The organism is uncultured Haliea sp. (assembly GCF_963973825.1).
GTDB lineage: Bacteria > Pseudomonadota > Gammaproteobacteria > Pseudomonadales > Halieaceae > Haliea.
The window spans coordinates 315064-341162 of record NZ_CAXBAE010000002.1 but is presented as its reverse complement, the minus strand read 5'-3'; the positions used below and the strand labels follow the sequence as shown (position 1 = coordinate 341162).

Annotated in this window: 25 protein-coding genes; 10 read left to right on the top strand and 15 right to left on the bottom strand. The window is 62.9% G+C overall.

The window, feature by feature from the left end; translation table 11 throughout:
- Window positions 1–134 precede the first annotated feature (134 nt).
- A complete protein-coding gene (locus AACZ17_RS04080; RefSeq protein WP_290739501.1) occupies window positions 135–1664 on the top strand; it encodes a phospholipase D family protein in 1530 nt (509 codons plus the stop codon).
- Here the strand turns inward: AACZ17_RS04080 and AACZ17_RS04075 are convergent.
- The gene (locus AACZ17_RS04075; RefSeq protein WP_290739498.1) at window positions 1661–2140 is read right to left on the bottom strand and encodes a DUF934 domain-containing protein; all 480 of its coding nucleotides are present in this window, start codon (window positions 2138–2140) and stop codon (window positions 1661–1663) included. The two genes, AACZ17_RS04080 and AACZ17_RS04075, sit on opposite strands and share 4 nt — an antisense overlap.
- Window positions 2124–3788, bottom strand: coding sequence for a nitrite/sulfite reductase (locus AACZ17_RS04070; RefSeq protein WP_290739495.1), 1665 nt, complete (start codon window positions 3786–3788; stop codon window positions 2124–2126). The genes AACZ17_RS04075 and AACZ17_RS04070 overlap by 17 nt, the downstream gene beginning before the upstream one ends.
- 235 nt (window positions 3789–4023) lie before the next feature.
- Between AACZ17_RS04070 and AACZ17_RS04065 the strand changes: the two genes are divergently transcribed.
- Window positions 4024–4137 carry a methionine synthase gene (locus AACZ17_RS04065; RefSeq protein WP_290739492.1) on the top strand — a complete coding sequence of 38 codons (114 nt, stop codon included), beginning with the start codon at window positions 4024–4026 and terminating at the stop codon, window positions 4135–4137.
- Here the strand turns inward: AACZ17_RS04065 and AACZ17_RS04060 are convergent.
- On the bottom strand, window positions 4134–4382 hold the full coding sequence (locus AACZ17_RS04060; protein WP_290739489.1) for a DUF2970 domain-containing protein: 249 nt from the start codon (window positions 4380–4382) through the stop codon (window positions 4134–4136). The two genes, AACZ17_RS04065 and AACZ17_RS04060, sit on opposite strands and share 4 nt — an antisense overlap.
- A gap of 44 nt (window positions 4383–4426) precedes the next feature.
- Entirely contained in the window at window positions 4427–8116 is a 3690-nt protein-coding gene (gene metH / locus AACZ17_RS04055; protein ID WP_290739486.1) for a methionine synthase, read from the bottom strand.
- A 166-nt stretch (window positions 8117–8282) separates the two neighbouring features.
- Between metH and nfuA the strand changes: the two genes are divergently transcribed.
- Window positions 8283–8858, top strand: coding sequence for a Fe-S biogenesis protein NfuA (nfuA, locus tag AACZ17_RS04050; RefSeq protein ID WP_290739483.1), 576 nt, complete (start codon window positions 8283–8285; stop codon window positions 8856–8858).
- Between the two features lie 30 nt (window positions 8859–8888).
- Here the strand turns inward: nfuA and AACZ17_RS04045 are convergent, their stop codons facing one another.
- The 5 genes from AACZ17_RS04045 to gloB form a co-directional block, all read right to left on the bottom strand.
- Window positions 8889–9962 carry a 3-deoxy-7-phosphoheptulonate synthase gene (locus AACZ17_RS04045; protein WP_290739480.1) on the bottom strand — a complete coding sequence of 358 codons (1074 nt, stop codon included), beginning with the start codon at window positions 9960–9962 and terminating at the stop codon, window positions 8889–8891.
- A gap of 105 nt (window positions 9963–10067) precedes the next feature.
- Window positions 10068–10937: an LLM class F420-dependent oxidoreductase gene (locus AACZ17_RS04040; RefSeq protein WP_290739477.1), complete on the bottom strand. Its 870-nt coding sequence runs from the start codon at window positions 10935–10937 to the stop codon at window positions 10068–10070.
- A gap of 123 nt (window positions 10938–11060) precedes the next feature.
- Window positions 11061–12224 carry a methyltransferase gene (locus tag AACZ17_RS04035; protein ID WP_290739474.1) on the bottom strand — a complete coding sequence of 388 codons (1164 nt, stop codon included), beginning with the start codon at window positions 12222–12224 and terminating at the stop codon, window positions 11061–11063.
- Window positions 12208–13518, bottom strand: coding sequence for a LysM peptidoglycan-binding domain-containing protein (locus AACZ17_RS04030; RefSeq protein ID WP_290739471.1), 1311 nt, complete (start codon window positions 13516–13518; stop codon window positions 12208–12210). Before AACZ17_RS04030 ends, AACZ17_RS04035 begins: the two co-directional genes overlap by 17 nt.
- Window positions 13519–13571: 53 nt before the next feature.
- The gene (gene gloB / locus AACZ17_RS04025; RefSeq protein ID WP_290739468.1) at window positions 13572–14348 is read right to left on the bottom strand and encodes a hydroxyacylglutathione hydrolase; all 777 of its coding nucleotides are present in this window, start codon (window positions 14346–14348) and stop codon (window positions 13572–13574) included.
- 80 nt (window positions 14349–14428) lie between these two features.
- Here gloB and AACZ17_RS04020 point away from each other — a divergent pair, with 80 nt between their 5' ends.
- The 5 genes from AACZ17_RS04020 to sohB are packed head-to-tail and all read left to right on the top strand — an operon-like array spanning window position 14429 to window position 18282.
- Window positions 14429–15184: a methyltransferase domain-containing protein gene (locus AACZ17_RS04020; RefSeq protein ID WP_290739466.1), complete on the top strand. Its 756-nt coding sequence runs from the start codon at window positions 14429–14431 to the stop codon at window positions 15182–15184.
- Window positions 15181–15654 (top strand): ribonuclease HI, encoded by a 474-nt coding sequence (rnhA, locus tag AACZ17_RS04015; RefSeq protein ID WP_290739463.1) that lies wholly within the window; start codon window positions 15181–15183, stop codon window positions 15652–15654. Before AACZ17_RS04020 ends, rnhA begins: the two co-directional genes overlap by 4 nt.
- 30 nt (window positions 15655–15684) lie before the next feature.
- Window positions 15685–16410 carry a DNA polymerase III subunit epsilon gene (gene dnaQ, locus AACZ17_RS04010; protein ID WP_290739460.1) on the top strand — a complete coding sequence of 242 codons (726 nt, stop codon included), beginning with the start codon at window positions 15685–15687 and terminating at the stop codon, window positions 16408–16410.
- A complete protein-coding gene (gene nudC / locus AACZ17_RS04005; RefSeq protein ID WP_290739458.1) occupies window positions 16407–17222 on the top strand; it encodes an NAD(+) diphosphatase in 816 nt (271 codons plus the stop codon). Before dnaQ ends, nudC begins: the two co-directional genes overlap by 4 nt.
- 4 nt (window positions 17223–17226) lie before the next feature.
- Complete coding sequence (sohB, locus tag AACZ17_RS04000; protein ID WP_290739455.1) at window positions 17227–18282, top strand: protease SohB; 1056 nt, start codon at window positions 17227–17229, stop codon at window positions 18280–18282.
- Between the two features lie 9 nt (window positions 18283–18291).
- On the opposite strand, the gene AACZ17_RS03995 is transcribed toward sohB, so the two are convergent.
- Window positions 18292–20553 carry a fatty acid cis/trans isomerase gene (locus tag AACZ17_RS03995; RefSeq protein WP_290739451.1) on the bottom strand — a complete coding sequence of 754 codons (2262 nt, stop codon included), beginning with the start codon at window positions 20551–20553 and terminating at the stop codon, window positions 18292–18294.
- Window positions 20537–20800: a hypothetical protein gene (locus tag AACZ17_RS03990; RefSeq protein WP_290739448.1), complete on the bottom strand. Its 264-nt coding sequence runs from the start codon at window positions 20798–20800 to the stop codon at window positions 20537–20539. Before AACZ17_RS03990 ends, AACZ17_RS03995 begins: the two co-directional genes overlap by 17 nt.
- Window positions 20801–20836: 36 nt before the next feature.
- On the opposite strand from AACZ17_RS03990, the gene AACZ17_RS03985 reads away from it, so the two are divergent.
- A complete protein-coding gene (locus tag AACZ17_RS03985; RefSeq protein WP_290739446.1) occupies window positions 20837–21463 on the top strand; it encodes a trimeric intracellular cation channel family protein in 627 nt (208 codons plus the stop codon).
- Window positions 21464–21469: 6 nt separating this feature from the next.
- On the opposite strand, the gene rimK is transcribed toward AACZ17_RS03985, so the two are convergent.
- The 3 genes from rimK to AACZ17_RS03970 form a co-directional block, all read right to left on the bottom strand.
- A complete protein-coding gene (gene rimK, locus AACZ17_RS03980; protein WP_290739443.1) occupies window positions 21470–22387 on the bottom strand; it encodes a 30S ribosomal protein S6--L-glutamate ligase in 918 nt (305 codons plus the stop codon).
- 71 nt (window positions 22388–22458) lie between these two features.
- Window positions 22459–23694: an aminotransferase class I/II-fold pyridoxal phosphate-dependent enzyme gene (locus tag AACZ17_RS03975; RefSeq protein WP_290739438.1), complete on the bottom strand. Its 1236-nt coding sequence runs from the start codon at window positions 23692–23694 to the stop codon at window positions 22459–22461.
- A gap of 26 nt (window positions 23695–23720) precedes the next feature.
- A complete protein-coding gene (locus AACZ17_RS03970; RefSeq protein ID WP_290739435.1) occupies window positions 23721–24659 on the bottom strand; it encodes an NAD(P)-dependent oxidoreductase in 939 nt (312 codons plus the stop codon).
- A gap of 167 nt (window positions 24660–24826) precedes the next feature.
- Here AACZ17_RS03970 and AACZ17_RS03965 point away from each other — a divergent pair, with 167 nt between their 5' ends.
- Window positions 24827–25273: a nuclear transport factor 2 family protein gene (locus AACZ17_RS03965; RefSeq protein ID WP_290739432.1), complete on the top strand. Its 447-nt coding sequence runs from the start codon at window positions 24827–24829 to the stop codon at window positions 25271–25273.
- 29 nt (window positions 25274–25302) lie between these two features.
- Here AACZ17_RS03965 and AACZ17_RS03960 read toward each other — a convergent pair whose 3' ends face one another.
- Window positions 25303–26040: an endonuclease/exonuclease/phosphatase family protein gene (locus AACZ17_RS03960; RefSeq protein ID WP_290739429.1), complete on the bottom strand. Its 738-nt coding sequence runs from the start codon at window positions 26038–26040 to the stop codon at window positions 25303–25305.
- Window positions 26041–26099 lie beyond the last annotated feature (59 nt).

The window sequence follows — 26099 nt, the reverse complement described above, 5'->3', positions numbered from 1 at the left end:
CGCGGCCATTGCACACGCGGGCTGGGCCGTTACAATCAAGGGCCTGTCCGTCGCCTCCGGAGCCTGAGTGCATGCAGCACCGAATGCTGAGTTCTCATAGTACACGCGTCCCCCGACAGCACTGGCGGCGTCTCGTGCTTTCCACCTTGCTGCTGTCGCTGGCCGGCTGCGCGAGCCTGCCGGCGCCAGACAGCTACGCCAAGCCGGTGAGCCACACGATTACGGATACCGGCGATACAAGGCTGGCCCGATTGTCTGCCCAGTGGCAGGCTCCGGACAGCGATGGGCTTTCCGGCTTCATTCCCCTCGCCGAGGGTATGCGTGCTTTTGTTGCGCGCGTGGGACTCATTCGCGCCGCCGAGCGCAGCCTCGATGTGCAGTATTACATCTGGCACGACGATACCAGCGGGCAACTGCTGGCCGGTGAATTGTTGCGGGCCGCCGATCGCGGTGTGCGCGTCAGGTTGCTGCTGGATGACCTGGATACCGCCGGCAAGGACACCTTTCTCAGCCAGTTCGACACCCATCCGAATATCGAGGTCCGGGTGTATAACCCGTTTGCCTACCGCGGCAACCGCGGTCTCGGTTTCGCCTCAGACCTGTCCCGACTGAATCACCGAATGCACAACAAGTCCCTCACGGCCGACAATCTGCTGACCGTGGTGGGCGGGCGCAATATCGGCAATGAGTACTTCAATGCGCAGGCGCACACGGCCTTTTCCGATCTCGATGTGCTCGCAATAGGACCGGTTGTGGGCGCGGTGTCCGCTATGTTTGACCAATACTGGAACAGTGATGTGGTTTACCCCATGGCGGCGTTTGCGCGCGAGGACGATATCGACGCCGAGCGGCTCCCGGCTGCGCGCGAGGCGTTCGAAGCGGTGGCTCGTACGGCGATGGGCTCCGACTATGTCAGGGCCATTCAGGCGTCGCCCTGGCTGGAGCAATTGCAGCTGGATCAGCTGCAGTTTGTCTGGGGAGCGGCCACGGTCATCTTCGATGATCCGAACAAGCCACTGAATCGCGAGGTGAACGCGGAGACCCACCTTGCGCCCCAGCTGGTCCCGATGCTGCAGGGAGCGACCCGGGAAGTGCTCATCGTGTCGCCGTATTTCGTCCCCGGCGATGCGCTGGTCGGCTTTCTCGCCGACCTGGAACAGCGTGATATCGACGTACGCATCCTGACCAACTCCCTGGCGGCAAACGATGTCGGCCTGGTTCACGCGGGCTATATGCGCTATCGCAAGGCCCTGTTGGAGGCCGGCGTGGCGCTGTTCGAGTTCAAGCCGGAGCCCGGAGAGCAGGAAAGGAACAAACGCTGGACCGGGTCTTCAGCCGCCAGCCTGCACGCCAAAACGCTGGGAGCCGATGCGGAACACCTGTTTGTCGGCTCCTTTAACCTGGACCCCAGATCAGTCGCCCTGAACACCGAAATGGGGATCATCATCGACAATGCGTCGCTGGCGGCACAGATGCGCGAGGCCTTTGAACGTGTGGTGGCGCAGAACGCCTATGCGGTTGTGCTCGACGATGACGGGGACCTGCGTTGGCTGGACCCGGCGCTGCCCGGCAGCGAGCCCCTGGCGCATGAGCCGAAAACCAGCTGGTGGCAGCGCTTCGTGGTGGGCACGCTGTCGTTCATTGTGCCCGAGAGCATGCTCTAGCCGGCCTGGGCCTCGCGACGACGGAACAGCGGTAGCGGCTGGTCAACACTCGCCTGGTATTGCTCGGAGAACACCCGTGACTGCCGCAGGTACTCCTCGATGCGCGAGTCATCAGCGGGCTGGAAGGCATCGAAGCCGCAGCGGCGGAGGTAATGCACCTGGTCGGGCATAAAATGGCCGGTAGCGCGCAACTCTCCCCGATAGCCACGTTCCCGCAGGTCACGCGCGTAGGAAAATCCGCGGCCATCGGTCAATACCGGGAAGTCCACGGCAATGATATCCAGTGTGTCCAGCGCGTCGGCCAGCTCCGCGACAACGTCCCCGGGTTGCAGCTGCACGGTACGCAGTGTGCGCCCTGTGGCTGCCCGCCACTGCGGCAGGGTAGGGAAGTGGTGTTGCGCCACCTGATCTGACGCTGCATCCGCCGCCAGCCAGTCGTCGCTGCAGATGGTGTCCTGTTTAATCAGCTTTGGCATAGACGCGCTCCTTGAATGGCTCAATCCCGACCCGGTTGTAGGTCTGGAGGAAGGTTTCATCGCCCTGCCGCAGGGAAACAAAGGTCGCGAGCAGGTTTTCCACAACGTCGGGGATGGCATCCTGGCTGAATGACGGGCCGAGAATCTTGCCAATTGCGGCATCCTTGGACTGGCTGCCGCCCAGGCTGACCTGATAGAACTCGGCACCTTTCTTGTCGACGCCGAGGATGCCGATGTGCCCGATGTGGTGATGGCCACAGGCGTTCATGCAGCCGCTGATGTTGAGTTCCAGCGGGCCCAGGTCGTAGAGGTAGTCGAGATCTTCGAACCGCGCCTGGATCGCCTCCGCCACAGGGATGGATTTGGCGTTGGCCAGGGAGCAGTAGTCGCCCCCGGGACAGCAGATGAGATCCGTCAGGTAGCCGATATTGGCGGTTGCCAAACCGGCCTTCTGCAGGCGCTGCCAGAGACTGTAGAGGGCGGTTTCCTCAACGTCAGCCAGCACCATATTCTGTTGATGGGTGGTGCGCAGCTCGCCAAAGCTGTAACTGTCGGCAAGATCCGCCAGCAGGTCCAGCTGACGGTCCGTGATGTCCCCCGGGGCAATCCCCGTTGCCTTCAGGGAAATGGTCACGGCGCGATACCCGGGTACGCGGTGCGGGTGGGTGTTGCGGGTGAGCCAGTTGCCAAAAATGGGGTCGGCGGCGGCACGCGCGGCCAGTGCTTCCCCGGCGTCTTTGCCGTCGATGTCCGCATAGGGTGGGCTGGTGAAGAATGACTTTGCGCGCGTCACCTCGTCCTCTGTCAGCGTGCTGGGGCCATCCCTGAGTTGCGCCCACTCGGCCTCAACGGCGTCGCGGAAAGCCTCAACGCCCATGGCCTTCACCAGTATCTTGATACGGGCCTTGTATTTGTTGTCGCGCCGACCGTGCTGGTTGTAGACCCGCAGGATGGCCTCCAGGTAGGTGAGCAGGTGGCGTTTTTCCAGCCATTCGCAGACTACCGAGCCGATCACCGGGGTGCGCCCAAGGCCGCCGCCCACGAGCACCTTGAAGCCCAGCTCGCCCGCTGCGTTGGGCAGCAGCTCGACGCCGATATCGTGGGCGTGGATCGCGGCGCGATCCTGTTCGCTGGCACACACCGCGATCTTGAATTTGCGCGGCAGGAAGGCGAATTCAGGGTGCAGGGTTGACCATTGGCGAATGATCTCGCACCAGGGGCGGGGATCCTCCCGTTCATCCGCTGCGACGCCGGCGAACTGATCTGTGGTGGTGTTTCGAATGCAGTTACCGCTGGTCTGTATCGCGTGCATCTGCACACTGGCCAGCTCCGCCAGAATGTCGGGCACCTCCTCGAGGACCGGCCAGTTGAGCTGGATATTCTGGCGCGTACTGACGTGGGCGTAGCCCTTGTCGTAGTGGCGCGTAATGTGTGCCAGCTTGCGTACCTGGGCGCTGCTCAGCAGCCCGTAGGGCACGGCGATGCGCAGCATGGGTGCCAGGCGCTGCACGTAGAGACCGTTCTGCAGGCGCAGCGGCAGAAACTCCGCATCGCTCAATTCACCCGCCAGATAGCGCCGGGTCTGGTCCCTGAACTGCGCCACGCGCTCGTCGACAATGCGTTGATCGTACTGGTCGTAAATATACATCGATGGGCCCTGTCACCTGCCGCCAGATTTGCGAGGCGCTACCTTACCAGAAAGCGCTGCGCCGAATTATGCTGATTTTTTATAAGTTTAGAACGTGAATCGCGGCCCGCGGGGCACGCCCGCGGCAGCACCGGCGGCGGGCCTGAATCCGTTGGAAAGGCGGGGTTTCCTGCTATAATCGCGGGCGCCAGACCCCGGCTTGGCCGGTAACCATGACTTCTCAGGAGCGCTACCTATGTCCGGATCCACGAACCAGAATGACGGGGTGGCAGACGCCATCGCCGCCACGGCCATCATCAGCATCGTGGTGTTTGCACTGTACCTGTGGCTTGCCGCCATGCCGGGTTAGCCGGCACTGCTGATTACGATATGCACCACAGCTACCACGGCAATAATAAACAGAATCGTGAATATCAGGCCGGCGGCGATAAACACGCCGATCCGGCCCTGACTGAAATCCCTCTCCCTGTTGCGACTACTCTGTACCCCCAGTCCAGCGGCAAACACGCTGCTGATCACCTGCCAGGGACGCAGGGGTGCCTTGTGTTTGCTCTCGCCCGGGGGTGCTTGCCGCGTCTCTGCCGGCTCAGACATGCCTGTCGACTCCTTTATTCCGTGTTGATGTGCTTGTTGAGGGGTCAATAATCCAGTACCGGCGCCAGCCACCGTTCCACTTCATCCACGCTCATACCCTTGCGCTGCGCCACGCTGTTGACCTGATCGCGGCTGATCTTGCCTACCGCAAAGTAGCGCGCCTCGGGGTGTGCAAAATAGAAACCGCTGACCGCCGACGCGGGTGACATTGCGTAGTTGTCCGACAAGGTCACGCCGCAGGTTGCCGGGGCTTGCAGCAGGTCGAACAGGGTCGCTTTCTCGGTGTGATCCGGGCACGCGGGGTAGCCCGGGGCGGGCCGGATTCCACGATAGCGCTCACGCACCAGGTCCTCGTTGCTCAGCGCCTCCCCGGGCGCATAGCCCCACAGTTCGGTGCGCACCCAGCGGTGCAGATACTCGGCAAAGGATTCGGCCAGCCGGTCGGCGAGTGACTTCAGCAGGATGCTGTTGTAATCGTCGTGCTCCGCCAGGTATTGCTCCGACAGCGCATCGACGCCGTGCCCGGTCGTGACGCAAAAGGCCCCGACATAGTCCGCTGCCGCACCCGGCGGTGCGACGTAGTCGGCCAGGCACAGGTTTGGCTCCCCGTTGGGCTTGTCCATTTGCTGCCGCAGGTGGTGCAGGGTGGCAAGGACCTCGCTGCGGCTCTCATCGGTAAACAGGTCGATGTCATCGCTGCCGTTGCGATTGGCGGGCCAGAATCCGAGGGTCGCACTGGCGGTGATCAGTTTCTCGCTGATGAGTTTGTCCAGCATCGCCTGGGCGTCGGCAAACAGTGAGCGGGCCTGCTCGCCGACAACCTCGTCCTCGAGAATGCGGGGGTATTTGCCCGCCAGTTCCCAGGAAATGAAGAACGGTGTCCAGTCGATGGTCTCGACCAGTTTCTCCAGCGGGAAGTCTTCCAGTACCCGCGTGCCCAGAAAGCTGGGGCGGGGCGGAGTGTAGTTGTCCCAGTCCAGCGCCGGTGCACGGGCGACGGCTTCTTCGTAGGCGAGTTGGCGCGTGCGTGGCTGGCGGTTGGCGACCCGCTCACGCACCTGGGCGTACTCATCGCGCCGCTCGGCGATGAATTGCGCTTTTCCACGCCCCAGCAGGGCCGTGGCAACGGAAACGCTGCGGGAGGCGTCAGGCACATAGACCACGGCATCATTGCTGTAGCGCGGCTCGATCTTCACCGCGGTGTGTGCTTTCGAGGTGGTCGCGCCGCCAATCATCAGCGGCACGTGAAAGTCCTGCCGCTGCATCTCGCTGGCCACGTGTACCATCTCATCCAGGGACGGTGTGATGAGGCCGGAAAGGCCGATGATATCCACCTGCTCTTCACGGGCGACCTGGAGAATCTTTTCGCAGTGCACCATGACGCCAAGGTCGATCACCTCAAAATTGTTGCACTGCAGCACCACGCCCACGATGTTCTTGCCGATGTCATGCACGTCCCCTTTGACCGTGGCCATGAGAATCTTGCCATTGGTCTGCGTGGCCTCGGTTTTCTCCGCCTCGATGTAAGGTTGCAGGTAGGCCACTGCCTGTTTCATGACACGGGCGCTCTTGACCACCTGCGGCAGAAACATCTTGCCGTCGCCGAAGAGGTCTCCGACCACGTTCATACCGTCCATCAGCGGGCCTTCAATCACTTCGATCGGCCGCTCGAAGGCGTGCCGGGCTTCCTCGGCGTCCTCCACGATCCAGGTGTTGATACCCTTGACCAGGGCGTGCTCGATACGTTTCGCTACCGGGGCCTCGCGCCAGCTGAGGTCTTCCACGCGGGCGCTGCCGCTGCCGCTGTCACGGTAGATCTCGGCGAGTTCCAGCAGCCGCTCTGTGGCGTTCTCGTTGCGATTGAGGATGACGTCCTCAACGGCGTCGCGGAGCTCGGCGGGCAGCTCGTCGTACACGGCAAGCTGCCCTGCATTGACAATACCCATGTTCATGCCGGCACGGATGGCGTGGTAGAGAAACACCGAGTGAATGGCTTCGCGCACCACATTGTTGCCGCGGAATGAGAAGGACACGTTGGACACACCCCCGGAGATCAAGGCTCCGGGCAGGTGCTCGTGGATATAGCGCGTGGCTTCGATGAACTCCACGGCATAGTTGTTGTGCTCTTCGATACCCGTGGCGACCGCAAAGATATTCGGATCGAAAATAATGTCGTTGGGATTGAATCCGACCCGGTCGACCAGCAGGTCCCAGGAGCGCTGGCAAATCGCCTTGCGGCGCTCAAGGCTGTCAGCCTGGCCGTCCTCGTCAAAGGCCATCACCACCACCGCTGCGCCGTAGCGTTTGCAGAGTGTCGCCTGTTCGATGAATTCTGCCTCACCCGCCTTCAGGCTGATGGAGTTGACGACCGGTTTGCCCTGGATGCACTTGAGCCCGGCTTCGATGACCGACCATTTGGAGGAATCGACCATGATCGGTACGCGTGAGATGTCGGGCTCTGCGGCAACCAGGTCCAGAAAGGTCACCATGGCCTGCTCGGCATCGAGCATGCCTTCGTCCATGTTGACGTCGATGATTTGCGCCCCGTCTTCCACCTGGGTGCGCGCCACGGCCAGCGCCGCTTCGTAGTCCCCGGACAGGATCAGGCGCTTGAAAGCGGCGGAGCCGGTAACGTTGCAGCGTTCACCCACGTTGACGAAGAGGCTGTTGGCGTCGATGTTGAACGGCTCCAGGCCCGACAGCCGACAGGCAGGGGGACGCTGGGGCAGCGGGCGCGGCGGCACGTCCCGCACAGCCCGTGCAATGGCTTCAATGTGGTGGGGCGTGGTACCGCAACACCCCCCCGCCAGGTTGAGAAAGCCGCGCTCTGCGAAGCCGCGAAAATCCTCGTACATGTCCTCCGGCGATTCATCGTATTCGCCAAAGGCATTGGGCAGCCCGGCGTTCAGGTGGGCACTGAAATAGCATTCGGCGACCGAGGACAGCTCCTCGAGAAACGGCCGGATCTCCTTGAAACGGCGCCCACAGTTGCTGCCCACGATGAGCGGGCGGGCATGGGCGATAGCGTTCCAGAACGCCTCCGGACTCTGCCCGGACAGCACCCGGCCGCTGGTATCCGGAAACGTCACCGAGATCATCAGGGGCAGGCTCTGGCCCCTTTCGGCAAACACACCCTGGACGGCGAAGATGGCGGCCTTGGCATTCAGTGTGTCGAAAATGGTCTCGATCATGATCAGGTCGACACCGCCCTCTATGAGGGCACGGGTCGCCTCACTGTAGTCGGCGACCAGGTCATCAAAACGAATGTTGCGCGCACCCGGGTTGTTCACATCGGGGGAAATGGACGCGGTGCGGGGGGTTGGCCCCAGTATGCCGGCGACAAATCGCGGCCTGGCAGGATCGCGTGCGGTCATTTCATCGGCAACTTGCCGCGCGATGCGTGCCCCGGCGAGGTTCAACTCTGCCGCCAGTTCCGACAGGTCGTAGTCGCCCTGCGCGACTCGGGTGCTGTTGAAGGTATTGGTGCCAATGATATCGGCGCCGGCCTCAAGGTAGCGCTTCTGAATGCGCGCGATGATGGCTGGCTGCGTGAGGCACAGCAAATCGTTGTTGCCTTTCAGGTCGCCGGGGTGATCGGCAAAGCGCTCACCGCGGTAGTCCGCTTCCTCCAGCCCCTCCGCCTGCAGCATGGTCCCCATGGCGCCATCCAGGATCAGGATGCGCTCGCGCAGGGCCGCAGCAAGTGGGTGGTCTGAGTGGATATCCGGAGCCATGTCTGTACCTGTTTGTCGAGACACCGGTGCAGCAGCGACCGGCCTGTAAAAAGCCCGCAATCTTAACAGATATTGCCGCTCGCGTGGGCTGTGGGATTTCCGCTCGCACTGTCCCCGGGATCTTTGCTAGAATACTTGACCAAATTACTCGGAATGGAAGAGGGTCATGGTTACCATCACGGAATCAGCGCAGGGATATCTGGCGGAGCTGCTTGCCAAGCAGGAAGACGCCCTGGGTGTGCGGGTATTCATCAATCAGCCCGGAACCCCCAAGGCGGAAACCTGTATCGCCTACTGCCGTGAGAGCGACATCGTCGAAGGTGATGAAAAGCGCGAATTCGGCGCCATTACCGCCTGGTTCGATGCCCGCAGCCTGCCGTTCCTGGAAGACGCCCTGGTCGATTACGCCAAGGACCGTATGGGCGGTCAGCTGACGATCAAGGCGCCCAATGCCAAACTGCCGCGTGTGGATGAAAACAGCCCTCTGGAGGACAGGATCAACTACATCCTCTACAACGAGGTGAACCCCGCGCTTGCCGCCCACGGCGGGGAAGTCAGCCTGGTTGAGTTGACACCTGACCCGTACGCAATCCTCAAGTTCGGTGGTGGCTGCCAGGGCTGCGGAATGGTGGACCAGACCCTCAAGGGCGGTGTGGAAAAGACGCTGCTGGAACAGCTTCCGGAGCTGCGCGGCGTACGCGACACGACCGACCACTCCGACCGCAGCAACGCCTACTACTGATCGGCGCCGTATTCCGGCCCGCCTGCCGAGCTACCCGAGGCGCCGTGGCAGGGCGTCTCGCAGGGCGGCGTGCAGCTTACGCAAGCAGGCTTCTGTATCCTCCCAGCCGATGCAGCCATCGGTGATAGACACGCCGTACTGCAGGTCCTCGAGCTTCTCGGGGATGGACTGACTACCCGGGTTGAGGTGGCTTTCGATCATCAGCCCGACGATCGAACGATTGCCTTCCAGAATCTGGTTACCGACGTTTTCCACCACCAGGGGTTGCAATTCCGGCTGTTTGTTCGAATTGGCGTGGCTGCAATCCACCATGATGTTCAGCGGCACGCCTGCCTTTTGCAGGGCCTCTTCGCAAAGTTTGATGTGCACCGAGTCATAGTTGGGGCCGTTGCTGCCGCCGCGCAGAACGATATGACCGTAGCGGTTGCCACGTGTCGTGATCACGGCGACCTCGCCGTCCCCATTGATGCCGAGAAAGCGGTGCGGTTTGGCGACTGAATTCAGCGCATTGCTGGCCACCGTCAGGCCGCCATCTGTGCCATTCTTGAAGCCCACGGCGGAGGACAGGCCACTGGCCATTTCCCGGTGCGTCTGTGACTCCGTGGTGCGTGCGCCAATCGCCGACCAGCTGATCAGATCCTGCAGGTACTGGGGTGATATCGGGTCCAGTGCTTCGGTGGCCGTGGGCAGGCCCAGTTCCAGAATATCCAGCAGCAGCTTGCGACCGATGTGCAAACCCTCTTCAATCTTGAAGGAATCGTCCAGGTAGGGGTCGTTCACCAGGCCCTTCCAGCCCACCGTGGTGCGGGGCTTCTCGAAGTACACACGCATCACGATGTACAGCGTATCCTGCAGTTCATCCGCCAGGGCCTTGAGGCGACCTGCGTAGTCCATGGCCGCCTCGACATCGTGGATAGAGCAGGGGCCCACAACGACGAACAGCCGGTGATCCTTGCGGTCGAGAATGTTCTCGATGACTTCACGGCTGCCGGCAACCTGCGCGCGTGCCGCGGGGCTCATTGGCAGTGCCTGTTTCAACTTGGCAGGCGTGATAAGCACGTCCTGCGACGCGACATTGACGTTGTAGACTTCCGTATGGCTCATGACGTGTACCTGATGACTGGCTTCTGGCGGACGCACGGATGCTGGCCGCTGAGGCGCTGCATTCTATAGCAGCGTCGCGGCTTTGAACAGAAAGTGCCCCCGCGGTCAGGAGAGTGGAGCGATAACCTCGTCAGCATAGCGTTTGACGCCGTCAATCTTCAGCGCCAGATCTTCCGTCTCCCCGTGATAGAACATCCAGGGCATGGTGAGAATGTGAGTTACGCCGGCATCCTCAAGGCGCCGGTAACCATCGGCATCCCAGGCGTCATTGGGGGTGGCCATAACCTCAAAGGGTTCGCTATCGCGCCCGTACTCCCTGCGCCATTGACGAATGCGCTGGATGCTCTCGATGATTTCGCTCGAGGGCTGCAGGTCGGTGACCCAGCCGTCTGCGAGACGCGCGGCCCGGCGCATCGCCGGGTCGGATATACCGCCGATCCAGAAGGGGATGCGCGCGCTGGGCGCGGGATTCATTTCCAGTCGATCGAAATCGTAGTACTGGCCGTGGTACTCCACCATGTCGCCGGTCCAGAGCAGGCGCATGATTTCGAGCATCTCGTCGGTACGCTTGCCGCGGGTTTTGAAATCCTGCTGCATCAGCGCAAACTCATCCGCAGACCAGCCGACACCGAAGGCCGGCGTTACCCGGTTGTCGGACACGATAGCTGCCGTGCTGATCGCCTTGGCCACCAGGAACGGGTTGCGCATTGGCAGCACAAAGATGTTGGTGGTGAAGCGCAGACGTTTGGTGATGGTCGCCAGTGCACCGATCACCACCCAGGGGTCGGGCCAGTCGGTGAACGCGCCCCATCGGCGACTGCCGTCCTCGGTGTACGGGTAGGGTTGGCTGATTTCCTCCGGGTGGACCACGTGGTCCGAGAAGGACATCGCTTCCCAGCCGTAGTCGTCGGCCACAGGTGCGATGTGCGTCAGGTGGGAAACCGTGCTGAACGATGTGGAGAGGACAAACTTCACAGCGAAACTCCGTCGGTAGTCTTATTGTCAGCGGGCACTCTAGCAAGATGCAGGCGCCGACAGCAGCAGGGCTGGCTGCGGCCAGGCATCGAGCCGACCGTCGTCCAAGAAATCATACTCCGCTCAGCGCTCGGCAAGGTAAACGCGAAACTTGCGGTTTTCCGCCAGCACCTGCCAGTGCCGGAATCCTCGGCGCAAAGCGGCGCGATAGTCCAGGTGCCGGTTGGCCACCATACACAGGGCGCCGCCCGGCGCCAGCCTCTGCGCTGCCTGCTGTATCAGACGGCGCCCAACGAAGTCGTCCACGGTGTGCTGGATGTGGAAAGGCGGATTGCACAACACGAGTTCGGGGGCTGGCCCCGACCAGTCCAGCAGGCCGTCGCCGTGCAGGAACCTGGCGCCGTGGGGCAGGGTTTGCAGCAAGCGACCGGCGTTCACCCGCGCCGACGCGATGGCCTGGGCGGATTCGTCGCAGAACCACATCTCGTGTGCCAGCCCGGCCTGTAGCGCCGCGAGGCCGATGATGCCGTTCCCACAGGCCAGGTCGACGGCGCAGGATACCGGGCGCAACCGTGACAGCTGGTCGAGAAGAAAGCGGGTGCCGATATCAAGACCCTCCCGGCTGAACACATTGGCCTGCGCATACAGCGACATGCCCAGTGCCTCACAGGCATATTCCACGCTGGAATCCCGCGCTTCAGGCGCTGTCTGCCTTCCCCCCGGCACGCGCCAGAGATGCGCCTTGAGTCGGCCGTGATCGCGCGCCGCAGGGCCTATCCAGTGGGCGAGTTCCCGCTCCAGGCCTGCGGGCGTGTGCTTGTCCATGGCGGCAGCAAGGAGCAGTGAGCCCGGCTGCAGCATGCTGGCCAGGGTTGCCAGCTGCTGTTCCAGCAAAGCTTTTTGCTTGGGAATCCGCAGCAGCACCAACTGGGGGTTACCCTCGGGCCGCTGGGTGCTCCAGACCACCGCGGGCGGCGGCAAGCCGTTGTGCGCTGCGTTCAGCGCGCTGGCGCGGGCGGATAGTGCGGAGTCAGTCCACAGGGTTGTGGCGATGTCGCAGCCCGCCAGCGCAGTGCAGAGGGCACCGTGCTCATCGTTGACCACGAGCGCCGCAGCGGGCCGCGATGGCAGTGCTGCCACGGCATCCAACAGCAGTATGTCGGCCCCCGTCCACGCACGCAGTTGCTCATTGCGACGCGCGGGATAGCGTTGCAGCCTGTAGTCCCCCAGCGCAGATTGGCAGAGCGCAACGGCACCGGGTCTTTGCGGGTCAGCCGCCCCCGACATAGAGCGTCAGCTGCTGCCCCGGGAAAATCGGTGAGCGGGCGTTCAGGGAATTCCAGGCGAGAATGTCCTCAACACGCACCTTGAAGCGGCCGGCAATCCGGTACAGCGAGTCACCGGGCCGCACTTTGTAATCCTTCACCGTGGGCATTTTGGCGCCGGCGCGACTGGCAACGCTCAAGGTGGCGTCGTCGCTGCGCGGAATCATCAGGGTCGCGCCCTCGCGAATGAAATTGCTGCGCAGGTTGTTGGCTTGGCGCAGCAGGTCGACCCGGGTGGAGTAGAGTCGGGCGATGCGGCTCAGGGTGTCGCCCCTGCGCACCCGGTAGTGGGCCCACTGGACACGCTCATGCTCGCCCAGCTGTGCCAGCTGTTGCTGAAATGCGGCCGCCCGATCAGGCGGTAGCAACAACTCCGCTGCCTGCGGCGCAGTCGCCCAGCGCAGATGTCCGGGGTTGAGTGCGTGCAGGCTGGCCTTGGGTACACCGGCCAACTGGGCAGCGCGCGCCAGCTCCAGCTGGCCGCCGGTGGCCACAGCCACGAAAGCGGGGCGGTTCTGCAGGGGCGGCAGCTCCAGCCCCCAGCGCTCGGGTTCGGCGATCAGGCTGCTCAGGGCCAGCAGGCGGGGCACGTAATTGCGGGTTTCCCCCGGCAGGGGCAGGGACCAGAAATCTGCCGGCCGCCCCCTGGCCTCATTGCTTGCCACCGCCCGCGAGACGCGACCGACACCACCGTTGTAGGCTGCGAGGGCATTGAGCCAGTCGCCGCCCAGGGTAGCGTGCAGATATTCCAGATAGTCCAGCGCGGCACGGGTGGAGTCCCGCAGGTCCCGGCGCCCGTCGAACCACCAGTCAGTGCTGACGCCCAGTGTTTCACCGGTACTGGGTATGATCTGCCACAGGCCGGCGGCCTGCTGCGACGACACTGCAAAGGGATCCAGCTGGCTTTCTACCAGCGGCAGCAGCGCGATCTCCAGCGGCATGCCGCGCCGTTCAACCTCTTCCACAATGTAATGCAGATAGAGTTGTCCGCGCTCGGCGAGTACACGTTGCAGCGCCGCCGTCTGGCCGAGGTAGTAGTCGCGCGCATCAGCAACCCGGGGGTTTTCGGGAATCTGCCATTGCATACCGTGCTGGATGCGCCCCCAGAGGTCGTCCGGGTTGGTGTGGGGCAGTCGTACGCTGCGATTCTCGAGGCCGCGTCGCGCCGCTACGCTGGTCGCCGATAGCGTCGCCGGGCTCGCCAACTCGGGGCGTTCTTCCGGCGGCAGGCTCTGGCAGCCGGTGATCAGGATCAATCCAGAAATAACTAGAAGTAAGTTTCTTAGATTATTGAATTTGTAAGAAAATATCAAAATTCATCTTTCCACGATCGGAGCGCGGCAAAGACCGACTCGGGCGCGTCGCCCTGCCATTTGCCCTGGCGCTTGAGTGAGGCAATCAGAGCGGGTTCCGCACAGCGTAAAAACGGATTGGTGGCGCGCTCAACGGCGATGGAAGACGGCACCGTAGGCTCGTTCTGTGCCCGTTGCCGGGCGACGACACGGCTGCGCTCAGCCAGCGTCGCATTATCCGGCTCGGCCGCAGTGGCAAAGCGCAGATTCGCCTGTGTGTATTCATGCGCGCAGTACACCCGGGTATCGGCGGGCAGGGCTGCCAGGGCGCTGAGGGAGGCGTGCATGACGGGTGCAGTCCCTTCAAACATGCGCCCACAGCCCCCCGCAAACAGGGTATCCCCACAGAATAACAGCGGTGGCGACGCGTCGACGGCGGCGCTGACGTAGGCGATGTGATCGAGGGTGTGGCCCGGAACGGCCATGACCTGGAACGTCCGGCCCAGCAGGTCCAGAGTATCCCCCGCGCTGACAGGGTGTGTGATGCCGGCAATGGCGGGGTTCTCCGGGCCGTACACGCGGGGCTGCGCGTGCGTCAGCAGGGCGGACAGCCCACCAACGTGGTCGAAATGGTGGTGGGTGACAAGAATGGTGGTCAACTGCAGCCCGCGCTGTTGCAGCACCCTGATAACGGGCTCGGCATCGCCGGGGTCTACCACGGCACAGGTGGTGCCATCGTGCAGTAGCCAGATGTAGTTATCGTTGAAGGCCGGTATCGGTTCAATTGTCAGCATGGACGACGTTCAAAACCCCTTCAAATGCATTAACATGGCCGCTCAATGAAATGAGAGCCGGTCAACGGCCATGGGAACTGATGCGCGAGTGTAGCGACATTTCGGCCGAACTGGAATCCTGGTATGGCAGGGAAACAAACCGCCGCCTGCACGCTGCGGTAAACAGCGCACTGGAGCCCCTGTTGGAAACCGCTTTCGGCTACCATTTGCTGCAGATTGGCCAGAGCCGGGGGCAGCCGCTCTATGCGGGTAGCCGCATCGGTCACTGCGCCTATCTGGCGCCTGAGGCGGGCGCGGGCGTTTCCGTGGTGGCCCGCCATGACGAATTGCCGGTCGAGAGCGACAGTGTCGATGTCGTTATCGCCCATCACTGCCTGGATTTCACCGAGCGCCCACACGAAGTGCTGCGCGAGTTGCACCGCGTGCTGACCCCCCACGGCCAGCTGTTCCTGCTCGGATTCAACCCGCTCGCCCCCGGTTGTGGCGCGCGACGCCTGCGCGGTCTCGCAGGCCATCCCCTGTGGCAGGGCCTGTCTCCCGTGAGTGCGCACCGGCTGCTCGACTGGCTGCGCCTGCTGGGCCTGGAGACCCAGTCATCAAGCTACCTGCATCCACTGCCGGTCATTGGCAACGGGCGCCTTGCCCGCTACGCTCGGCGCGTGAATCAGTGGAGCCAGGCAGCGAGTCTGCCCCTGGGCGAGCTGTACCTCGTGCACGCCATCAAGCAGGTGGGCGGGCGTGTGCTGCCGGTACGCCGGGCACGGCCCAGTGCGCGTTTGATCGGACTGGCGGTACCCAGTCCTGCCGCCGCACCGCGCGGGGATCACGCGGCGTGAAGCAGGTGGATATCTTTACCGACGGCGCCTGCCGCGGGAATCCCGGACCCGGCGGTTGGGGAGCGTTGCTGCGCTTTGCCGGCCGCGAGCGTCACCTGTACGGTGGGGCCCGGGATACGACCAATAACCGTATGGAATTGCAGGCTGCCATCGAAGCGCTGCGCGCCCTCAAGGAGCCCTGCGAGGTCAACTTGACGACGGATTCCGTGTACGTCCGCGACGGCATTACCAAGTGGCTGCCAAACTGGAAGCAGAAGGGCTGGAAAACCGCCGCCCGGCAGCCGGTGAAAAACGTCGACCTGTGGCAGGCACTGGATGAGCAGAACCAGCGTCACCGCATTCACTGGCACTGGGTAAAGGGCCACAGCGGGCACCGGGAAAACGACATCGCTGACCAGCTCGCCAATCGCGGCATCGACGAGCTGCAGAACGCCGCCGGGGGCGCTGCACAGTGCCTGGCTGATCGATAAACACTGAACACGCAATAACGGAAGCACGCTGTGAGACTGATCGTACTCGACACCGAGACCACTGGCCTGGAAGTGAGCCAGGGTCACAGAATCATTGAGGTTGGCTGTGTTGAGCTGGTCAACCGGCGCCTGACCGGCAACCACTTCCACCGCTACATCAACCCCGAGCGTGATATTGACCAGGGCGCCATCGAGGTGCACGGCATCACCCCCGAATTTCTGGCAGACAAGCCCGTCTTTGCCCAGATAGCTGCTGACTTTCTCGAGTTTGTGCGCGGCGCTGAACTGATCATCCACAATGCCCCCTTCGACATAGGCTTTCTCGACGCGGAGCTGCGCCGGCTGGACGAGCAGCATCCGGGGCTGGAACAGCTGTGCACGGTAACCGACACCCTGGTAATGGCGCGCAAACGGCATCCCGGGCAGCGCAACAACCTCGATGCCCTGTGCGCTCGCTACACGGTGGACAATTCCCAGCGCGACCTGCACGGCGCGCTGCTGGACGCCGAGATCCTGGCCGACGTCTATCTGGCAATGACTGGCGGCCAAACCACGTTTCAGCTCGCTGACCACGGTCCGGGCGAGGAGGGCGGCAGCGGCAGGCGCGAGGGCATCCAGCGCCTTCCCGCCGACCGCAAGCCGCTGCCGGTCATCGTCGCCAGCGCCGATGAGCTTGCAGCCCACGAGGCGCAGTTGCAGGCCATCGAGCGCAGCAGCGGCGGCCGCGCCTTATGGCGGGAGGTCTTCCCGGTATGAGCATTGAATTCCACAACCAGCCGCCACAGTCTGTGGAGGAGGCCCTGCATCTGGTGTTTCAGGCAGGCCAGCTGGTCAGCGACATGCGCGCGGAGCCCCTGATGCCCAGGGCCGATCTGCAGCAACAGGGCTGGGTGGTTGTGCGCGAGCAGTTTCTCGGCTACTGGCACGGGCAGCCCTGTTTCGCCGTGGAGATCGACAGCAGCGCGCAGCCGGACCCGATGCGCTTCGTACGCGGCAGCCTGTACCAGCTGCTGGGTCGTGTTGACGACGGGCTCTTCGCGCTGGCCGGACGCGCATCCCAGTTACTCGCCTGGGAACGCGATCATCAGCATTGCGGCCGCTGCGGCGCGGCCATGACGCTGGATGTGCGTGAGCGCGCCATGCGCTGCCAGCCCTGCGCCACGATCGTCTATCCCCGCATCAACCCCTGCGTCATCACGCTGGTCACCCGCGGTGAAGAGCTCCTGCTGGCGCGCAACGCGAATTTCCCCGGCCAGATGTACAGCACGCTGGCCGGGTTCATTGAAGCCGGTGAAAGCGCAGAGGCCACGCTGCACCGGGAAGTCCGCGAAGAAGTGGGTGTAGAGGTCACAAGGCTGCGCTACTTCGGCTCACAGTCCTGGCCATTCCCCAGCCAGCTTATGCTCGGCTTTTTCGCCGAGTACGCGGGCGGCGATATCGTCTGCGAGCCCGGTGAAATCGCCGATGCACGCTGGTTTCATTACAGTGCGCTGCCCCAGGTGCCACCCCCCAGCTCCATTGCCGGGCAGCTTATCCGCCACTACATCAGTGAATTGACACGGGAGTAAACCCTTGGAATACCTCTATGAGTACGGCCTGTTCCTGGCCCAGGCACTGACCTTTGTGGTTGCGGCGCTCTTGCTGGTCGCCGGCGTGGTTGCCCTCGGCCAGCGGCACAAAGCGCGCGCTGAAGGCCACATCGAAATCCGTAAAGTGAACGAAAAATACCGCGATATCGCCGACGCCATGCGCGCCGCGATGACCGACCCCGCGGCGCAGAAACTGGCCGAGAAAGCCCGCCAGAAAGCCAGAAAGGCCGAGGCCAAAGCGGCGAAGAAGCGCGCCAAGAAAAAAGAATCTACCGGAGAAAAATCGCGTAACAAGTTGTTTATACTTGATTTTGACGGGGATATAAAGGCCAGCGCATGCGACCAGTTGCGGGAAGAAATCTCCGCTGTTCTACCGCATGTAGACGAGGGCGATGAGGTTCTGTTGCGGCTGGAAAGCCCTGGCGGGATGGTCCATGGCTACGGCCTTGCGGCCAGCCAACTGCAGCGGATCACCGCTGCGGGAGCACAATTGACGGTGGCAGTGGACAAGGTGGCGGCCAGCGGCGGCTACATGATGGCCTGCGTCGCCCAGCGCATCATTGCCGCGCCGTTTGCGGTCCTTGGCTCCATCGGTGTGCTGGCGCAGCTGCCCAATTTCCATCGTCTGCTGAAGAAGCACGATATCGACTTCGAACTGCTCACCGCGGGAGAGTACAAGCGGACGCTCACGCTGTTTGGCGAGAATACCGACAAGGGGCGAGAGAAGTTCCTCGAAGACCTGGAACGCACACATGCCCTGTTCAAGGCCTTTGTGACGGAAAACCGACCGGCGCTGGATATCGAGCAGGTCGCCACGGGGGAGGTCTGGTACGGGCGTGAAGCCGTTGCTATCGGGCTGATCGATGACGTACAGACCAGCGATGCCTACGTTCAGGCGCAGCTGGAGGACCGCGATGTGTTCGAAGTGTCCTGGGTCGAGCGCAAGAACTGGCAGGATAAACTGGGAGTGGCGGCGCAGGGGGCGATTGAGCGCGCGCTGCTGAAACTCTGGCAGCACAATCGCGGGCCCCACGCCTGAACACGCGTGTCAGTAACCCACGTAGCGGTTGTAATCCAGCACGCCCGCAGCCAGCCCGTCCTGCTCTCGAAACAGCGTATGCAGGCGATCGCTGACCGCCCAGAACCAGGGTGAGTTGCGCCGTACGCCGTAGCGCTGACGCAACAGTCTGAGGTCATCCTGCGTGCGCAGGGCGAGAATATCCTGGACGAACAGGGGTACCTGCTTTTCGTGCACCTGGAAGAACTGGTTGGGGTGCGCGCCGATCAGGCCGGCAACCACCGTGACGGCATCCTCCTCTGGCAGACGTCGCTCGTCTTCCCGGAACAGTTGGGCGATGTTGCTGTAACCGGCATCGTGCAACAGGGTGTAGGCCTCGTCGCGCCCCGGGCCAATGACGTTGATGAAGCTCACTGCCGGCAGGAAGCTGTTGTGGCTCCCGCGGGCGCTGACCAGTGTGTCGAAGGCGTCGACCATGGCCGGGCTGGCACTGCGCCGGTAGTCGAAGTTGGCAGCCTCGGCGCCGTGCAGTCGTGCCCGCATCCAGCCGAGGAATTCCGCCTTGGGGTCCGCGGAGCTGAAAGCCAGCGGCGTCTCCCGCTGCATGGCATCGCTGTGCACAAAGGGGTGCTCACGCGCAGACTCCGGCGCGTCTCTGTACCAGTGCTGCCACAGTGCCTGGCGCTCGCTGGCTGGCAGAAACATCAGGAAGTTGAGCTCCCCCTCCATGCGCAGGAAGTCCATGTACAGGCGCGACTCCAGCTGGTGCGATGCCGCGCCGTAGACGTCGAAATTGGCTACCAGCAGGTAATGAATACGTTCCAGTAGCGAATAGGTGATGAACCACGCCGTCTTGGGCGTTTCCCCAATGAACCCCTTGACCACTGATGCCGTGTCTACGTGCCGTGCGATGGTCAATGCGGCATTGGGGTTGCTGCCGTCGCCGTCCCAAATGATTTCCAGACCCGGACGCCGGCCCTGATCCACATACTGGCGCTCGAGGTACTCGGCCTTGGCGCGCATGTAGCGGTCATGTCCGCGAGCGTAGCGCCGCCACTGCAGCAAATCGATAACCGTGCCCGTGGTGGCAGCCGGCAGGCGCAGGTTCCGCGCCTCGCGTTCGAGGAACGCGCCGTCCAGTTCCGGGTCGAGTTCGTCGGGGTCCATGAACATGACCCAGAAGCGGTCATCGATGACGTTCAGCGCAACCTGTCCACGGCAGACCGGACCCTTGATGAAATTCATGATGGTGAATTCGGCTTCCTCGAGCAGGAAGCGATAGCGCGAGCGCACCGGCAGTGCCGCGAAGGTTTTGAACGGGTTGCCCGCGATCTTTTCATCATAGCCGGGCAGGGTGGCAACAGCATAATCCGGGGCGAGGAAGAGTGAGCGATACCAGTCGCGGCGTTGCGCATCGAAACGGTAGGGCTGGTGGCTCTTGGCCGCGACCGTGATGGGCAGGCTTTGCAGGCGATAAAAGAAGGTGGTGCGACCCGGGTCATCGAAGGGGCGGCGGGTCGCCAGCAGGTCGATCGGTTCGCCCGGCGGGCTCGCTGAACGCACCAGCCTGAACCAGCGGGGCTGCTCCTGCGCCTCCAGGTACAGCGTAGCGAGGAACAGGTGCTCATAGACATAGCGGGCCATCAGTCGTGACCTGTTGTCCTTCCCGTTCAGGAATTGCTCCCAGGCGGCAATTTCCGACTGCAGTTCAGGCGTCAGTGGCGCCTGCCGGCTTGCCGGTGCACCCGCGTCCAGCCAGCTCACCAATGTGGCGTGTTCGTCCGGCTGCAGAGCCGGCAGCCCGTAGGGCATACCCCACAGCGGGTAGTCCTCGGCAAACTGGTCAAATTCGTCGGCTTGTACGCACTGTTGATCGCGGTGCAGCCGGAAATCAAAGCCTTTGGGCATGGGCCCGCTCGCGGGGAGAGGGTTTGCCTGCTTGAGGTCCAGCATGCGCCGCAGCACCCCCCGGGAGGGGTCGGCGCTGTCCAGCACGGGGTAGAAGCCCTTTTTACGCCAGGCGGCTTCCCCCTGCGCGTCATCAAACAGTCGGGTCAGGTCGCCCGCCAGCAGGCGTGTGGAGTCGTAGACCAGCGTCTGATTGGCGCCGCGCACCAGCCCCTCGTGGGCTTCCAGCTTGAGCTGGCAGGGTGCGTCATAGCAGGCATGGCACACCACACAGCGCTGCTCGATAATCCGGTGTGCCCGGTCGGCCAGTACATCTTCCGTGGCTGCCGTCGCGGGCAGCACAGCGAGACTCAGCAGGGCGAGCAGTTTATTGCGCAGGTCCACAGTCACCTCGCTGTATGATGGCGCGGTTGACCAGTGCGTCCTGGTCACCGTTGTCGTCCGCCAGTACAGCAGCGCCGACATCCTGGTTCAGCGCACTGCACGGGTCCTGCTCCGGCTCCTTGGTCAACCAGTAGAGCACCGCGATGATCAGCAGTCCGGCAACCAGCGACAGCAGGGACAGATACCAGGGGTTTTTCAGCATGTGCAGGCACACTCGGGGTTGGTTCAGGGGGATGATAGCACGCATACTACAGCCCCTTCCGCAGCAGACTGCCGGTCCATTATGGAATTGACCCATGTTGTCTACAGCCTCGACCTGGTCGGTGTCGGGGTGTTCGCCATCAGTGGCGCCCTGGCCGCCGCGGAAAAGCGCCTCGATATTCTCGGGTTCCTGCTTTTCGGCACGGTTACCGGCATTGGCGGTGGCACCCTGCGGGACCTGCTGCTGAACACCGGTGAGGTGTTCTGGATCGGCGATACCGCCTACCTGTGGATGTGCGTCGTGGCGGGGGTTGCCACCTGGTTTCTGGCGCACCTCTTTGTGTCACTGAGCCGTGTGCTGCTGTGGGCGGATGCCCTGGGACTGGCGCTGTTCTCCGTGCTCGGCACCCAGAAAGCGCTGGCCTTTGATGCGCCAGTGCTGGTTGCCATCGGCATGGGCATGATGACTGCGACCTTTGGATCACTGATCCGCGACGGGCTGCTCGGCCGCCCGCCGGTGTTGCTGGAGCCGGATATCTACGTCACCGCGGCTGCCCTGGGGGCGCTGAGCTATGTCGCCCTGGACGCGCAGCCCTGGGGGCAACAGATCGCGTTGCCGGCGGCTGTGGCGGCGGCCTTCGCGCTGCGAGCCGCAGCCATTCTCTTTGACCTGCGCCTGCCGAAATACCAGCCCAGGAATCCGGACTAGGTGCGTTCAGCCCTTGCCAGTGGGCTTGTTGGGGCCCGCCTGGGAGTCCTTCTCCACGTATTCGATGATCTTGCTGGCGATATCGATGCCGGTGGCTTTTTCGATGCCCTCCAGACCGGGAGATGAGTTCACCTCGATGACCAGGGGGCCATGATTCGAGCGCAGGATATCCACCCCGGCCAAATCCAGCCCCATCACACGGGCCGCCTTGACGGCCAGTCGGCGCTCTTCCGGGCGCAGCTTGATCACCTCTGCGGTGCCTCCGCGATGCAGGTTGGAGCGGTATTCCCCCTTCACGGCCTTGCGCTGCATGGCGGCGATCACCTTGTCGCCGACCACGAAGCAGCGGATGTCTGAACCGCCCGCCTCGCGGATGAATTCCTGTACCAGGAAGTCCGAGCCGATGCCGCGAAAGGCGTTGATCAATGCCTCTGCGGCCTTTTTGGTTTCCGCCAGCAGCACGCCATTGCCGTGTGTGCTTTCGGTCAGTTTCAGGATCAGCGGGGCGCCGCCCACCGACTCGATAAGTTTGTCGGTGGCGCGCGCCGAGTGCGCGTAACTGGTGACCGGCTGGCCGATCCCGCGCCGTGCAAGTAACTGGTGCGCGCGGAGTTTATCGCGCGAGCGGGTGATGGCGATGGATTCATTCAGGGAGTACACGTGTCCCACCTCGAACTGGCGCAGCACCGCGCAGCCGTAGGACGTGATGCTGGCGCCGATACGCGGGATAACGGCCTCGAAATCCAGCGCCTCGACCCGCTCGGCGGAGTGCTGGTAGATGACCGTCGGGTCGTTGGCGGTGATGTTCATGTAGCACTTCAGCACATCAATGACACTGACATCGTGGCCGCGCGCCGCTGCCGCCTCTACCAGACGACGTGTGGAGTAGAGCCTGCGGTTGCGCGACAGGATGCCAATTTTCATAGGGTGCCCTTGTGAGCCAGAGGATTTGTTACCGGCCTCTATGATAGCTGGTCTGGGGCGAGTTTGCGCGGTCAGGGTGCACCGTCGGCCTCAATGAAGGCCTCCAGCACCTGCTCCACATAGCGGCAGTCCTCGGCAGTCATCGTGGGGTGACAGGGCAGCATGATCCCAAATTCCATGATCTGGTCGCAGTTGGCGAGCCCGGCAGGGTGCACGCGGAAATCCCGGCCCTGCAGCATGGGCTGCCGGGTTATGTTGCCGGAGAAGATCACGCGGGAGAAGATTCCGTTGTCCTCCAGGTGTATTTGCAGCGCCTTGCGGCGCCAGCCGGCCTCGGGGCGAATCTGCAGCGGAAAGCAGATCCAGGTGGTTTCTGTCTCGGGCAGCGTCGTGGGGACGATGAACTTGTCCGCGTAGCGCTCGAAAAACCGGTAGTAACCCTGGAAACGCTCGTTGCGCAGGCGCCACAGCTCGTCGATACGGTCCATCTGGCCGATGCCGAAGGCCGCCCCCGCTTCATTGGGAATGAACCCGTAGGCCAGGTCCTCAAAAATGAACAGGGAGTCGTAATCGAGGTTGTCCAGCTTCTCCAGAAAGCGTCCGTCGCTCTCGCTGACCTTGGTGCCGAACATGTACTTTTCTGACGAGCGGCCCCAGGCGCGCAGGCTGAGAGCGGCATCCAGGTAGCGGTCATCATCGAAAAACACCATGCCGCCGTTGCCCAGCGCGGTGATGATGTGGAAGATGGAAAAACTGGTTATGGAGATGTCGGCGCGGGTGGCGGTTTTACGCCCGCGCAGGCTGCCGCCCAGCGTGTCGGCAGAGTCGTGCACCAGCAGCAGGCCGTGTCGGTCCGCGATACTACGCAGGATATCCCAGTCGCAAATGCCGCCGATGAGGTCCGGAACCAGCAGCGCGCGGGTATTTTCGGTGATCACGTCCTCCACGCGGTCCACCAGAATCTGGTAGTCGTCCAGCCCTACATCAATGAACACTGGCTTGTAGCCCGCCTGGTAGATGCTGGCTACGTCGGTAGAGAAGGTGAGGGCAGGGGTGATGACTTCGGAGCCCGCCGGCAGGTTGAGCAGGCGCATGGCAATCATCAGGGCCGAAGAACCGGAATTGACCATGACCCCGTGACGCTTGCCCATGAAGTCCGCAACGCGGCGTTCGAACTCACACACACGATTGCCGGGCACCAGGCCCATCGGGTCGGCCAGCACCGCGTTCACATTACTGATTTCCGCCTCGCCATACATCGCACCACCGTAGCGCACGACACGTGGGGGGAGTTTGTTCTTGTTCATGCTGATATCCTCAGTCGTTATCGGTTTCAGTAGCCCGCTTGCGTATCGACCAGCCCCTGCAGCGGTTCGCCGCGAATGAATGCCTGCACGTTGGCGATGAATGGCGCGAGTAGCCGCTGGGCAATATTCGGCCCGCTCCAGGAAACATGGGCACTCAGCCTGACCTTTGGATGTGCGTAAATCCAGTGGCCCGCGGGCAGTGGCTCGGGGTCGACAACATCAAGAGAGGCACGGGCCAGTTGCCCTGAATCCAGTGCGACCCTCAGTGCATCCTGGTCAACCAGGGCGGCGCGAGACACATTGATCAAATGGGCACCCGGCTTCATCGTGGCCAACGCACGGGCGTCGAGCAGGCCGCGGCTTGCAGCGGTAGCCGGCAGGGCGAGTACCACATGGTCAGCCACCTGCAGCAACTCGGTGAGGTGTTCCACCAGTTGCACACCGGGCAGGGGACTGTCGCGGTAGGACCGAACCTTGGCGATGACCTGCATGTCGAAGGCCAATGCACGACGGGCAACGGCCTCGCCAATCGCGCCGAGACCGACAAGCCCGAGGGTTTTTTGTTCCAGACAGCCGAGATCAGCCATGTACCATGCTTCGGGCGGCTCATTGATCCAGCGGGCCGGCAGCTGTTTCTCATGACAGAGCATCATCGCCATCACCCACTCGGCCATGGGAGTGGCTGTGGCACCGCGTGAGCAGGTAAGCACGGCATCCCCAGCCATCGACAGGGGGAAGTTATCAATGCCGGTACCCAGCACGTGAATCCAGCGCAGCCCCCGGCAGGCGCTGAGCAGTGCAGGGAGGTCGCCGCCACCGGTCGCAGTACACAGCAGTGCGTCGGCCTCAAGAGGCTGTTGCGCGAGGCTGCCATCACTGGGCACTATAATCGCCTCAATCCCGCGTCCCAGGGCCTGAAGTTGGTCAACCAGGCCGGGAATGTTGGGTTGCAGTGCGATGCGCATGGCGAGTTCTCCCTGTGGTGGAGGCGTGAGCGACGTCAATGGCGCCCGCCGAGGCCCTTTTATATCCGGCTCAGTGAGGCGAGGCCAGTGCTGGCGGGTTGCGCGGCGCAGAAAACGGGCAACGGTTCAGGTCACCGGCCCCGGTGCCGGGAAACAGGAGAGAGTCGATGACCAGTATCGAGCAATTGGTGGCCATTGAGGCCATTCGCGCGCTGAAGGCGCGCTACTTTCGTGCGCTGGATGGCAAGGACTGGCAGGCCTTCGAAGCCGTGTTCGCACCGGACCTCGTTGCCGACTTTCGCGCCGCGACGGGCGTCTATGATGACACCCTGCTCACCCACGGTGCGGCGGCCTATGTGGCGGGTCTCGCACCGGTTCTCGACCAGGTGGTTACCGTGCATCATGGGCACACACCTGAGATCACGATTGAGTCACCGACAACGGCCGCTGGTGTCTGGGCGATGGAGGACAAGCTATGGCCGGGGCCGGGCTCGGCACTGCCCTTTGCCTGGCTACACGGTTATGGGCACTACCACGAGCGCTACGTCAAACTGGATGGACACTGGCATATTCAGGAGATACGGCTGAGCCGGCTGCGCGTGGACATGGGGTAGGGCTGTTGCGTCTGCCGCGCTACGGCAGGTCATAGCGCAAATTGAGCCAGCAGGGCCGCGTGATCCGACAGGTCCCGCCAATGCCCATCGCGCAAGCGCTGGCAGCCGATCGGTTGTACGCCACGGTAATAGATCCGGTCGACCGGAAACACCGGTGCCCATACCGGGAAGGTGCGTGCATGCCTGCCGTGTAGCGCCAGGAAGGCTTCCTCGAGACCCAGCTGGGATTGCAGGTACTGCGCTCCGCGCTGGCGCCAGTCGTTGAAATCCCCGGCCAGGATCAGGGGCTCGTCATGCGGAACGTGGGCCTCTATCCGGCGCACCAGCGTCGCCAGCTGTGTGCGCCTTTCGCGCTCGAGCAGGCCAAGATGCACACACAGCGTGTGCAGGCGGGTGCCCGAACCCGGCAGCGCCAGGACGCTGTGCAGGATGCTTCGGCTGGAGCGGGGAAACAGCGACACATCGATGTTCTCCGTGCTCACGATGGGGAAGCGGCTGAGCAGGGCGTTGCCGTGATCCCCCTTTCGGTAGATGGCATTGCGCGCGTAGGCGTAGTGCGGCCAGACCTGATCCGCCAGATATTCAAAATGCGGTTCTTCCGGGTAGCTGAAACGCTTCTGCCGTCGCGGACTGGCATGCGCCCAGCCGTGTACCTCCTGCAGAAAAACCACGTCAGCGCCGGATTCCACGATACGTTCACGAATGCCTTCCAGCACAAAGCGTCGGTTGCCGGTGCAAAACCCCTTATGGATATTGTAGGTGAGCACGGTGACCTCCTGCCGTTTGGCAGGAGCAGGGTCATTTCGCATCGATTGGTCCAACGTCA